At 39.2% G+C, this 13,093-nt stretch carries 10 protein-coding genes; 4 read left to right on the top strand and 6 right to left on the bottom strand.

Annotation, left to right across the window (positions count from 1 at the left end):
- Positions 1–8 precede the first annotated feature (8 nt).
- Positions 9–608, top strand: coding sequence for a DUF4294 domain-containing protein (locus K6V21_RS05640; RefSeq protein WP_007211410.1), 600 nt, complete (start codon positions 9–11; stop codon positions 606–608).
- 15 nt (positions 609–623) lie between these two features.
- Here K6V21_RS05640 and K6V21_RS05635 read toward each other — a convergent pair whose 3' ends face one another.
- Together K6V21_RS05635 and K6V21_RS05630 are read right to left on the bottom strand one after the other, a co-directional pair.
- Positions 624–1,448 (bottom strand): alpha/beta hydrolase, encoded by an 825-nt coding sequence (locus K6V21_RS05635; protein ID WP_224321173.1) that lies wholly within the window; start codon positions 1,446–1,448, stop codon positions 624–626.
- Between the two features lie 189 nt (positions 1,449–1,637).
- On the bottom strand, positions 1,638–2,165 hold the full coding sequence (locus tag K6V21_RS05630) for an RNA methyltransferase (protein ID WP_007211408.1): 528 nt from the start codon (positions 2,163–2,165) through the stop codon (positions 1,638–1,640).
- Positions 2,166–2,548: 383 nt separating this feature from the next.
- Here K6V21_RS05630 and nadA point away from each other — a divergent pair, with 383 nt between their 5' ends.
- Together nadA and K6V21_RS05620 are read left to right on the top strand one after the other, a co-directional pair.
- Entirely contained in the window at positions 2,549–3,586 is a 1,038-nt protein-coding gene (gene nadA, locus K6V21_RS05625) for a quinolinate synthase NadA (protein ID WP_074435085.1), read from the top strand.
- 76 nt (positions 3,587–3,662) lie between these two features.
- On the top strand, positions 3,663–4,592 hold the full coding sequence (locus K6V21_RS05620) for a hypothetical protein (protein ID WP_224321172.1): 930 nt from the start codon (positions 3,663–3,665) through the stop codon (positions 4,590–4,592).
- Positions 4,593–4,622: 30 nt separating this feature from the next.
- Here the strand turns inward: K6V21_RS05620 and K6V21_RS05615 are convergent, their stop codons facing one another.
- Entirely contained in the window at positions 4,623–6,653 is a 2,031-nt protein-coding gene (locus tag K6V21_RS05615) for a two-component regulator propeller domain-containing protein (RefSeq protein ID WP_224321171.1), read from the bottom strand.
- 68 nt (positions 6,654–6,721) lie between these two features.
- Positions 6,722–7,306 (bottom strand): non-canonical purine NTP diphosphatase, encoded by a 585-nt coding sequence (locus K6V21_RS05610; protein WP_224321170.1) that lies wholly within the window; start codon positions 7,304–7,306, stop codon positions 6,722–6,724.
- A gap of 48 nt (positions 7,307–7,354) precedes the next feature.
- Here K6V21_RS05610 and K6V21_RS05605 point away from each other — a divergent pair, with 48 nt between their 5' ends.
- On the top strand, positions 7,355–8,866 hold the full coding sequence (locus tag K6V21_RS05605) for a phosphoethanolamine transferase (RefSeq protein WP_224321169.1): 1,512 nt from the start codon (positions 7,355–7,357) through the stop codon (positions 8,864–8,866).
- A 4-nt stretch (positions 8,867–8,870) separates the two neighbouring features.
- Here the strand turns inward: K6V21_RS05605 and K6V21_RS05600 are convergent, their stop codons facing one another.
- Positions 8,871–9,773 carry a YitT family protein gene (locus tag K6V21_RS05600; RefSeq protein ID WP_044262751.1) on the bottom strand — a complete coding sequence of 301 codons (903 nt, stop codon included), beginning with the start codon at positions 9,771–9,773 and terminating at the stop codon, positions 8,871–8,873.
- An 87-nt stretch (positions 9,774–9,860) separates the two neighbouring features.
- On the bottom strand, positions 9,861–12,698 hold the full coding sequence (gene leuS, locus K6V21_RS05595) for a leucine--tRNA ligase (RefSeq protein ID WP_224321168.1): 2,838 nt from the start codon (positions 12,696–12,698) through the stop codon (positions 9,861–9,863).
- Positions 12,699–13,093 lie beyond the last annotated feature (395 nt).

The raw sequence follows: 13,093 nt of genomic DNA, 5'->3' as shown, positions 1-13,093 counted from the left end.
TTTGTGGCATGAACGCACGACTGAACATATTCATCATCGTAGTCTTCCTTCTGTTCGGGACTTCCTTATGCCAGGCACAGGAAACGAAAACCGAAGGATACTTGGTTCCTATGTGCGTTTACGAAGGAGACACTATCCCGTATATAAAGATACCCACCGTTTATATCTTCAAACCTCTCAAATTCAAGAACAAGAAACAGTTGAATGAATATAACCGACTGGTATATAACGTAAAGAAGGTATTGCCTATCTCCAAAGAAATCAACCGTGCAGTTATTGAAACTTACGAATATATGATGACTTTGCCTGATGAGAAGAGCCGTCAGAAACACATGAAAGCAGTAGAAAAAAGCCTGAAAGAACAATATACTCCACGCATGAAAAAGCTTTCTTTCTCTCAAGGAAAGTTATTAATCAAGTTAGTGGATCGCCAAACCAATTCCACGGGTTACGAACTGGTAAAAGCCTTCATGGGACCTTTTAAAGCAGGTTTCTATCAGACTTTCGCCGCACTGTTCGGTGCCAGTCTGAAAAAGCAATATGATCCCACAGGAGATGATGCGCTTACCGAACGGGTTATTCTGCTGGTAGAAAGCGGACAGCTTTAAAATAGAAATATCCTACTACTTATTTATGTAATTTTTCAATCCCAACAGCCCCCTGTAATAACCTTCAAAGATCGTATGACTGTGTTTTTCTATATTCAAAGAATCATAGTTCAAAACAATCTTCGGACAAGCGGATAAAATCTTTATTGCCTCCTCTGTGGTAGGCTTAAATAACTCTTCTATTTTATCCTTCTTCCCGCTTGCCAGATACATATAAAGTTGATTATCCCCTTTGTACTCTTTAGTAAATTCTGAAAGTTTATCAATCATCATCTTCCTGCTATACATATAGTTAGGAGATACAGACAGAATACATTGAAACAAACCGGGGTTGCTAAGTAAAGCATACGTCACAAACGTACCGCCTAACGAATGTCCTACCAGTATATTCCGCGAACCCGTATTATATCTGCTCTTTATAAAAGGAATAATTTCTTTTTCCAGAGATAACAATAAAGAATCCGCCTTCCCAGGATCATCATACCCCTTTACCGATTCTTCATCCGTATAAGGAGGAGTTAATTCACTCTGCCTGTTAGGATTCGAAATACCAACGATTATACAGGGAACACCCGGATACAACAATTCAAAGGTAGAACAAAACAAATTGAAAGTAGGCGGATATTGAGCATCGAATACATAGATAGTCAACAATGAATCACTCTTCAAAGTAGCATCTACCCCACTCCGGTATACTTGCAGTTCACGTGAATCATCAAAATATTCAGAGTCATAAATATACCTGTCGCCCAATGATTGCAACGAATAAAAGTCCGCTTGCGCTTTACCATTCCAGCTATGGAAAATACAGAATAAAAGAATTAATAAAACCTTTTTCATAGTTTGAACCCTCCTGTTGATATGATGTTAAGAACACTGTTAGTAATGAAAAGTAGTCATTATAGAAAACCATGTATTTCAATCACTTATCTATGTTGAAAACTACTATGAACCATTGTTCATTTCTCTATTGATAAGGACATAATAACCACTGTTTGAACCCTGTTCAAACAATTTATCAACACCTTGTTATTTCAGTTTCTTGAATAAATCCCAGATAACGATACCGGCAGTTACAGATACGTTCAATGAGTGTTTCGTACCATATTGGGGTATCTCAATACATCCATCGGAATGGTCAATAACCTCCTGCTGAACTCCTTTCACCTCATTTCCCATAACTACCGCATACTTCTTAGTACGGTCTAAAGACAGCTCATCCAGCATGATACTACCTTCCGCCTGCTCTACGGAATAAACAGTATATCCTTCCTTTTTAAGGTTATCAACAGCTTCAACACAGTTATCAACATACTTCCAGTCGACAGTGAATTCAGCACCTAAAGCTGTTTTATGCATTTCAGGATGGGGCGGAGTAGCTGTAATGCCACACAGATAGATACATTCCACCCGGAAAGCATCCGAAGTACGAAATACAGAACCAATGTTATGAAGACTGCGGATATTATCCAATACCACCACCAAGGGCAGCTTCTCAGCTTCCTTAAACTCCTCTATACTAATACGATTCAGTTCTGTTATTTTCAGTTTACGCATGACAGCTATACTCTTTAAATGACTTTTATTAATAGATTGATTTGCAAAGATACTTCTTTCCGTTCACATCCCTGTTAATAACCGTTGAAAAGCTGTCAAAAGAGTAGGGAAAGAAATTCAAAAATAATTCTTGCAATATTCAAAATAACGTATATGCACCCACCAGAATGAACATTCCAAAAAAGTTAAGAGAAACTTTCCGAGGTTATATAAACACATTTTTCAGCCCTATTACACCGGTTTATAACTATAAAGTTATTAACTTTGCACTTTATCAACAAGGTGTTGAAAGAGTTTTATAGATGGCTTATTATCAAGAGATATACCTTTTATTTGCCCGTTGATAACGTACGAATAAAGTTTTATCTCATACTAATAACTTCATAGGCAAGAAAAATCGTATTTACTTGTCGACACTATTAACAGCCTATCATCACCATCAAAGGATTTTTAAATTAGAAAGAGAAATAAAAAATATAATTATGAATAATCTCATAGAAGCTATCAAGCAACTTAAAAAGGAGAAGAACGCGATTATTCTGGGGCACTATTACCAGAAGGGGGAAATACAGGATATAGCCGATTACGTCGGCGATAGTCTGGCATTGGCTCAATGGGCAGCCAAAACGGAAGCGGATATCATTGTGATGTGCGGTGTTCACTTTATGGGTGAAACGGCCAAGGTGCTTTGTCCGAATAAGAAAGTGCTGGTTCCTGATATGGCAGCCGGTTGTTCGTTGGCAGACAGTTGTCCGGCGGACAAGTTCAGTCAGTTTGTCAAAGAGCATCCCGGATATACGGTGATATCTTACGTAAATACGACAGCTGCCGTGAAAGCAGTGACAGATGTTGTGGTAACTTCTACCAATGCGAAGCAGATCGTGGAAAGTTTCCCCAAAGATGAGAAAATAATCTTTGGTCCTGACAGAAACCTGGGGAATTATATTAACTCTATCACGGGGCGCAATATGTTATTATGGGACGGCGCATGCCATGTACACGAACAATTCTCGGTTGAAAAGATTGTTGAATTAAAGGCGCAGCATCCCGATGCAGTGGTTTTGGCACATCCCGAATGTAAGAGTGTAGTTCTGAAGTTGGCTGATGTGGTAGGTTCAACGGCAGCATTGTTGAAGTATGCAGTGAATCATCCCGAGAAAGAGTATATTGTTGCTACCGAATCGGGCATCCTTCATGAGATGCAGAAGAAATGTCCGCAAACAACGTTTATTCCGGCCCCTCCTAACGATAGCACCTGTGCCTGTAATGAATGTAGCTTCATGAGATTAAATACGCTGGAAAAGCTTTATAATTGCTTGAAAGACGAATCTCCGGAAATAACAGTAGATCCTGAAATAGCTGAGAAAGCAGTGAAGCCTATCAAGAGGATGCTGGAGATTTCGGCAAAGTTGGGATTATAAGAGTAAGCTCATTTATTTAAAACGGTTTAAGATGAGGTAATTTTTACCGATAAATAATTAATACATATTATTGAATATGAAAAAATATTTATATTTTATACTAATAAATATGGTGGTAACATCCTTTTTTATAGCATGTACAAAAAGTGATGATACTGAATTTATATATGATAATGATGATTCATCTGAAGTAGATGAAGTATATAAAAAATATTTTGGAAATTACTCTTCAAATATTGAATATCTGACTTATTATTATATGAAAGCTATTGATAATGAAGACTCTTTGGTTGGATTTATGGGACTAAAGAACGACAAGCTATGGTACGCATGCTTTGATGAAGATTATAATAAGATAGTAGAATGGGTTGATTCAAAGGCTTTTGATACTACTCAAACAAATAATACAGGTAAAATTTTCAAATGTGAACGATTTATTCCTACGAAGTTTTTGAAAACCAATAATGGGTTCATTCTATTTTTTTATTGTACTACTGGTAATATAAATATTGGTAATATAAATCCAGATTATTCTTCTTATCTAAATTTTGTTTCTAATGGTGTATTATTATCTAAACGTTTATATAATACATCTAATGGGATTTTTATAATGAAGTGGTATGGAGATAATATATTCGTAAAAGATAAATGTTATTCTACGGATGGAAATTTACAATATAGTATACCAAAAGATCATTCTACTCCAGAAACTTTCAGTTATAAAGGAGGAGCTTTTCCAGTTTCATTAGAAGAGGCTATTTGTATTTCATCCAATTCAATATTGAGAATAAATTTTAAGGAAGGTAAGAATATATGGGAAATACATATTTCTAAAATAGAGAAATACTTGAATATTACGTCATTAAATAATGATAGTAAATATATAAAATATGTTGGAAATAATGGCAATATATGGCAGTATGAAATTATAATTTCATCCATAGATGCTCCAATGAAAACATATACTATTAAAGTGAATATATCTTCAGGACAGTTTGTAGAGTAATGTTAAAGATGATAGGAGAATAATCTCCTATCATCTTATAAATGCAATTTTCGTAACAATCCCCTCTTTTCCTTCACTGTCTGCGGCAAGCACCATATATATTCCTGTGGCCACTCTCCTACCTTGTTTGTTTCTTCCGTCCCAGGTGAATTGCCCTCCCAGGGAAGTACCTTGGTAAATAAGATATCCGGCAGTATCTACAATCTTCACATCACTGTCGTAAACCATTCCCGTAATAGTAATCACTCCGCTGTAGTCCGGACGTACCGGATTAGGATAAGCACGTACATTACTCTCTTTAAAGCTGTTTTCAGCCTCTGTAGCGTCACTTTGATAAGAAACGAGTCCCTTGCTTGTTCCGATGAAGACTTCACCGGTACGGGGATGTATGGCAATAGATACGATGCTATTGGAAAGCAGCGGACTGTTTTCTTCCGTAAAGTGATGAATCGTTTCCATTCCATCCGCACTTATCAGGTAAATTCCATTGGACGCCGTACCTATCCACTTTCTGTTGGCACCATCTATTGCAATGGCATTAATCGCTTCGTTCACCAATAAGAAATCAGCCAAGCCGCTGTCATCATTGCGCGGAACTTTAATTTGTGTACAATAGAAGTTATCATTAAAGTAACGAGAAGGGTTATTCAGTATCAAAGGACCTTTGTTAGTACCTATCCAGATAGCTCCCTCTTTATCTTCGGCAATGCAATAAACCGCCAGTTGTTCTAAAAGGGTTCCATCTTGGTTAGTGAACCGGGTAATGAACCTGTGTTGGTCGTCCGAAGTATCTGCAATAGTGCCGTTATAATTCAAGCAGAATAATCCTCCTGATTCTATACGTGAAGAAGTAGCCCACAGCCAACCTCTTTTATCAAAGATAGTCCGTCCGAAATTACTTCTTTCCATGGCTTCCGGATAATGAAGACTTACCCAGCTTCCATCTTTTCTTAATACCTGTACCGGATTTTTAGCAACACCGCAACTTACCATCCAGAGATTATTATCTTTATCATAGATAAGTCCATTTACGCGTACATAATTATGTTTTGAATCACTGTTTGGCAGTGCACTTTCCAACGGACTATTATGCATACTGTACCAATTAATAAACTTCCCATCTTTAAATTCATAAATCCCCTCTCCTGCTGATGCCGCAAAATGATGAGTATTGTCCTGAGGATCTTGAACGATACAATTGATATCATCATACCGTTGTTTGGTTTGTTCACTGATACCCTCTTCCTGAAAACTGTTCCAGGTATTATTTTCAAATGTCATGATAGTACCTGGACGATCCAGTCTGTTTGCTATATGTCCGCCCCCGGTTATTAATAATCGTTCTCCGGTAAAATTCATATAATATGGATAGTTACGTATAGGACTGTTTGGCGTTATATTTTCCGGTATTTCTTCTTTAAAGGGAATGTCCTTGTATTTAGAAAGGAATTCAGAGGTATCGTCCGAAACCTTTTTCCAGTTGTTAATATCTAATAGATTTTCAGTTAATAGTCCTGCGAACAATCCTTCGGAAGTAGCTGCATAAAGATAATTCTCCGATACGTTGCATGCCAGAACGTTTTTATTCAAGGGATAATAATTGCTGATTTCCCGCTTTTTCAGATTAATACAAAGAATACCCGAGGCAGTGGATAAATACGTGTATTCTTTATAAAAACAAGCATGGTTGACTGTCTTGTCCTGTGTCATATTCTTGTTTTTATAATCGGGAAGATTATAAATATCTTCCTCATTCACTAATAAATCTATATTCGCATTGGAATAAATAATGACTAATAACTTATAGGCTGATTGGTAAGCAATATAGGATATTTCCGTATCGCTTAGCGAAAAAGATTTTGAATAAGTTCGTATACTGGTATCTTCTTTATCATAAGCATACAAATCTCCGTTTGCAAGTATGAAGAGTTTGCTTCCTATGACTTCACTGCGGGTGGGGGTGTGATAAGAAAGGTAAGTTTGCCACTCTCCTATTGCGTTTTGTGCATTAACGGGCAATAGAATGCATAAGCTGAATAAAAGTATATATAAAAATCTCATAAAAAGGTCAGAGCTATATTAGTTTGTAAGCAACACACTTACAAACTAATAACTCTATATTTATGGGTTTATTGTATGCTATTGAGGAATTTGCAGAGTTTGTTTGTGGCTATGGCGCGATGGCTTATTTGATTTTTCAATTCATTGCCCATCTCTGCAAAAGTTTGCGAGTAACCTTCGGGTACAAATATCGGATCGTATCCGAAACCCGAATTACCTCGTCTGGTTTTAATGATTTCTCCTTTTATAAAACCCTCGAACAAGTGCTCTTTTCCGTCAATAATCAGGGCAAATACTGTACGGAATTGTGCTTTCCGGTTTTCTATTCCTTCCATGTTGTGCAGGAGTTTCAGCATATTTGCTTCTGCATTGTGTCCGTCTCCGGCATAGCGGGCAGAATAAACTCCAGGTTCTCCATTCAGTGCTTCCACTTCCAGTCCGGTGTCATCGGCAAAGCAATCCATCTGGTAGTTTTCAAAAATGTATTGAGCTTTCAGCAAGGCATTTCCTTCCAAGGTATCTGCTGTTTCGGGAATGTCTACGTGGCAGTGAATGTCTTTCAGGCTAAGGAGTTCTATCCTGTTGCCTAAAATGGCAGTAACTTCCTCCAATTTGTGTGCATTGTTTGTGGCAAATACAAATTTTCTTTTCATAATAATTGGTATTATTTATCGTTGTATATTTGTGCAAAAGTACAAAAGATGAAGGGAATATTTTTCAATAAGGACCTAAAATATGCTTTGTTCATATTGTCTTTAACTATAGGTTACGGACTTCTCTTTGTTATATGGGAATTTCTGGATATTCCTTGTTCCGGTTTTACTGATTGTCTGATACTTGTATTGCAATGGGGGATTATCACCTTAGCTTCATTTCCCTTATTTCTTTTGTTAGGAGTCAACAGATATGTTTTCTGTGTTTCTTTTCCTGCTATTGTGTTACTTAGTAGCATTTTTGCTTATTTTCGCTATTCGCTTCATATTACGCTAACTCCGATGCTGATTGATCTGATTGTAGTAAATGATGCAGGTTTCGGAATAGGCTTTATGACTTTTAAGTTGTTTCTGTTTGTTCTGATTGCCTTGCTGTATTCCTTGTTTGCTGTATATTGGCGTTTCAGCAAAATACAAGTAAATAAATGGGAACTTTTTATAGTATCTTCCTTATGTTTATTATTTGTGTTTCATGGTGTGGGAAAATTATCCGGTTCCGTATCACGGCGTATGCCGGCTTCTTTCTTTTATGTATTGAAAGATTATACGTTGCAACGCCAGACACAAGGTACACGAATTGACTTTAAGGAAGATATTCGTTGTGATGTGGATACTTTAACTGCAATTGTGGTATTGGGGGAATCATTACGTGCCGACCATTTGCAACTGAACGGATATAGAAGAAATACCACTCCTTTACTTACATCTGATGTGCAGATCTGTTCCTTCTCCAATGTTTATACTAAAGAGGTTTTTACGCACACCAGTCTGCCGGTTATCTTGACAAGAGCAGACAGTATTGATGATAAAAGAGCACAAACAGAACGATCTTTTATTTCTCTCTTCAAAAAGGCTGGTTTTCGCACATCCTGGCTTGCTAGTCAGGAACCTGTAAATACTTATTCGGATTTTATGTATGAAGCCGATACATTGATATATGCTAATGAGGGAAAGAATGTGTATATGTTTGATAAATGGCTGGATGGAGCTTTATTGCCTTCTTATTTGAAAGAATTAGAATATTCAAACCCACGGAAGTTGGTTGTTCTCCATACGATAGGTTCACATTGGTGGTATAATTCTCATTTTGAAAAAGAAGTTTTCTCTCCTATTCTCCGTTCAAAAAATATCTCTTCAAGTACTCGGGAGGCTATTATAAATTCTTATGATAATACTATCATATATACTGATTGGTTTTTGCATCAGCTGATTGAAGAACTGAGAGATAAAACAGCTATTCTTATTTATCTTTCCGATCATGGAGAATCTTTGGGAGAAAACGAAAAATATCTTCATGCGGAAGATAATGAACCGCTTCATTATCCGGCAGCTTTTGTATGGTATTCGGTTAAGTATGAAAATTTGTTTCCTCAGAAAATAGAAGCTATGAAAAGAAATGCTGTGAAACATGTCACTACGAGTTTCATGTTTCACAGCATTTTGGATGCTTCTTCCATTACATCTGTTTATCTGGATGAAGAAAAAAGCATATTCAGATAAAGTATTATTTCACTTTCAACCGGTCGAAACCTTCTCCATAGACTCCGATAACGGAACTTTGAGAGATAAATGCGTTCGGGTCAATGTCTTTCACCAAACGGAAAATATCAATTGACTGGCGCTTATAAGCTAATACAACGAGTACTTTTACATTGTGTTTACTGTACCATCCTATACCGTCCAGAACGGTTACGCCGCGGTGTGTCTCCTTCGTAATACGGTCGGCAATCTTTTCATACTCTTTGGAGAAGATAAAGAATTGTACGGACTGGCGGGCACTGTTCACAATATAGTCTAATACGAAACCGATAACAAACAAAGTTACAAAACCAAATATCACGCGTCTCCAGTCATGGAATACGAAGTAACAGGAACTGATGATAACCACATCGCAAAGCATCACCATACGTCCCAGTGTGACGTCTTTATACTTATGTATGATGGCGGCGATGATATCCGTTCCTCCCGTGCTTCCGTTGCAATTGAATACGACTCCGAGGCCTGCACCGCACATCACGGCACCTATCATGCAAGCCATGAAGTCCTGTCCCGGTCCCAGTATAAGTGGTGGTGTATTGTCTGGACCGTTTACAAGCATTTGGAAAAACCATAAAAAGAATGTCAGCCCGAAGATGGCGAATGTGGTTTTAATACTGAATTTAGGACCCAGTATTTTAATGGCAAATGTCATTAAGACAGCATTGATGATGAAGTATGACCATTGGATAGGAAACCCCGTGGCGTAATAGATAATTGCACCGATACCTGTAGTACCGCCCGTCGTTATCTGATAAGGAATCAGAAACAACGCCCATCCCAAGGCATAACTGATAAGACCGACAGTGATGAAGATATAGTCCCGCAACTCTCTCATCATTTCGGCTTTGGTTGGTTTTGTAATTTGCATATTAGTTAGTTACAAGCTACGAGCTACGAGCTACAAGTGTAGGTAAATGAGACAAGTTGACTTGTCTCTTGTAGCTCGTAACTTATGTTATTTAATAACAATGTTTACGATCTTCTTCGGAACGACAATCACTTTCACTACTGATTTGCCTTCCATCCATTTAGCCGAACGTTCATCTGCCAATACGGTGCTTTGAATGGCTTCTGATGTTTCGTCAGCAGGGAATTCCATATTGAAGCGTGCCTTGCCATTGAAAGATATGGTGTAGTTGATTGTATCTTCCACCAGATATTCTTCGTTGTAAGCAGGCCACTTGGCATCGCAAACTGAGTCTGCATGGCCCAGTGTATCCCACAACTCTTCACATACGTGCGGAGCGAAAGGAGCCAATACGATAACCAGTTGATTCAATATCTCCTTCTTACTGCATTTCAGGCTGAATAACTCGTTTACACAGATCATGAAAGCACTGACGGAAGTATTGTAAGAGAACTGTTCAATATCACCCGTTACTTTCTTAATCAGTTTATGCAAAGATTTCAGTTCTTCCTTGGTTGCAGGCTCATCCGTCACCATATAGTTTCCGTTACGGTCGTAGAACAGTGACCAGAACTTCTTGATGAAGCGGTACACACCGTCGATACCGTTCGTATCCCAAGGCTTGGATTGCTCTACCGGACCGAGGAACATCTCGTACATACGCAATGTATCCGCACCGTATTTCTCAACAATCATATCGGGATTAACGACGTTGAACATGGATTTACTCATCTTCTCCACAGCCCAGCCGCAGATGTATTTACCGTCTTCCAGGATAAATTCAGCGTTGGCAAATTCAGGACGCCATGCTTTGAAAGCTTCGAGATCCAGAATATCATTGGATACGATATTTACATCCACATGGAGTGGGGTAGTGTCGTACTGATTCTTCAGATTCAGAGAAACGAACTTGTTGCTATCTTTGATACGGTAAACGAAGTTACTCCGTCCCTGTATCATGCCTTGGTTCACCAACTTCTGGAACGGTTCTTCCACGATAGACACTCCTACATCGTGCAGGAATTTATTCCAGAAACGTGAATAAATCAAGTGCCCCGTAGCATGTTCCGTACCACCTACATAGAGGTCGACGCTTCTCCAGTATTCATCTATTTTCTTATCAACCAATGCTTTGTTGTTGTGCGGGTCCATATAACGCAGATAATAAGCGCTGGAACCTGCAAAGCCCGGCATGGTATTCAGTTCAAGAGGGAATACAGTAACGTTATCTATCTTTTCATTCTCTACCACACATTTGTTTACGGTGTCCCAAGCCCATTTGGTAGCATGTCCCAACGGTGGTTCTCCGGTTTCGGTAGGAAGGAATTTGGCAACTTCCGGCAATTCAAGCGGCAGACAGCTTTCATCGATCATATAAGGCATTCCATCCTTGTAGTAAACCGGGAACGGTTCACCCCAGTAGCGCTGGCGGGAGAAGATAGCGTCACGAAGACGATAATTCACCTTTACGCGTCCCAGATTATGTTCTTTTACGTAGTTCTTGGTCTTTTCGATAGCTTCTTTGATGGTCAGTCCGTTCAATGTAAGATCACAGTAAGGAGTTACATCAGGTCTCGGAGAGTTGCAAACGATACCTTCTTTGGCATCAAAGCTTTCTTCGCTGACATCACAACCTTCTACCAACGGACGGATCTCCAATCCGAAATGCTTGGCAAAAGCATAGTCGCGGCTATCGTGTGCAGGTACAGCCATGATGGCACCTGTACCATAACCGGCAAGTACATAGTCGCTGATCCAGATGGGCACTGCCTCACCTGTGAAAGGATTAATGGCATAACTTCCGGAGAATACACCCGTCACGCTGCGGTCTGTGATACGATCACGTTCGGTACGTTTCTTTGTACGTTCCAGATAAGCGTTAACTTCGTCCTTTTGCTCAGGAGTAGTCAGTTGGGCTACCAATTCGCTTTCCGGGGCCAACACCATGAAAGTAACACCGAACATCGTATCTGCACGAGTGGTGAAGATGGTAAATTCCAGATCGCTGTCTTTTACTTTGAACTGTACTTCGGCACCTTCGCTGCGACCGATCCAGTTTCTTTGAGTTTCTTTCAGAGAATCTGTCCAATCGATGGTATCCAGTCCGTCCAACAAGCGTTGTGAATAGGCAGAAACGCGAAGGCACCATTGACGCATCTTCTTCTGAACTACGGGGAAACCTCCGCGTTCGGATACACCGTCTATCACTTCATCGTTGGCCAAAACCGTACCCAATTGGGCACACCAGTTTACCATCGTTTCACCCAGATAGGCGATACGATAGTTCATCAGGATTTCCTGTTTCTCTTTCTCGTTCTTGGCTTTCCATTCTTCGGCAGTGAAGCTGAGTTCTTCGCCACAAGCCACATTCATGCCGTTGGTACCTACTTGCTCGAAAGCCTGTATCAGCTCTTCGATAGGGCGGGCCTGTTGTTCATCATTGCAATAATAGCTGTTGAACATCTTCTGGAATGCCCATTGCGTCCAATGATAATATTCCGGTTCGCAGGTACGTATTTCGCGGCTCCAGTCGAAACAGAAACCTATCTTATCCAACTGCTCACGGTAGCGGTCGATATTGTTGATCGTAGTAATTGCAGGATGTTGTCCTGTTTGTATAGCATATTGTTCGGCGGGAAGTCCGTAAGCATCATATCCCATGGGATTTAGTACATTGAAGCCCTGCAGTCGTTTGTAACGAGCATAAATGTCCGAAGCGATGTATCCCAGCGGGTGTCCTACGTGTAGGCCCGCACCGGAGGGGTAGGGGAACATGTTTAGTACATAGTACTTCTGCTTCGTCTCATCTTCCTTCACTTGGTAGGTTTTCTCTTCCACCCACCTTTTCTGCCACTTCTTTTCAATCTCCCTGAAATTGTACTCCATAATGGTTTTCTTTCGTTATTTTATGGTTGATACTTAGTTATATACTTTATTAAACGGTGCAAATTTACGGGTTTATTTTCAGATTCATAGCTTAGTACAACAAAAAAGTATTTGTCCGGACCGTACCAGGGATATACTTGCTCCGTACCAAAGCCGTACTTTCTCCGTGTAGAAGTACTTTTGACCGAAGAATGTACGGAGCAAGTACGGTTCGGATACGTTTCAGACAGGTAGCGGAACATTTGAAAATATATGTTTTTTCCTGTTTAGTGATAAAGTAGCGGAAAAGATGGAAAAAATATAAATAAATACTTGACAAAGTAATTTTTATTGCTTATATTTGTGATGTGCTTATTAAAACTAATTCAAGTAATGTAATACAAAAAATGGCTAAG

Source organism: Bacteroides cellulosilyticus, from assembly GCF_020091405.1.
Lineage (GTDB): Bacteria > Bacteroidota > Bacteroidia > Bacteroidales > Bacteroidaceae > Bacteroides.
The sequence above is the reverse complement of the archived record's forward strand: the minus strand, read 5'-3'. Positions and strand labels throughout refer to the sequence as shown.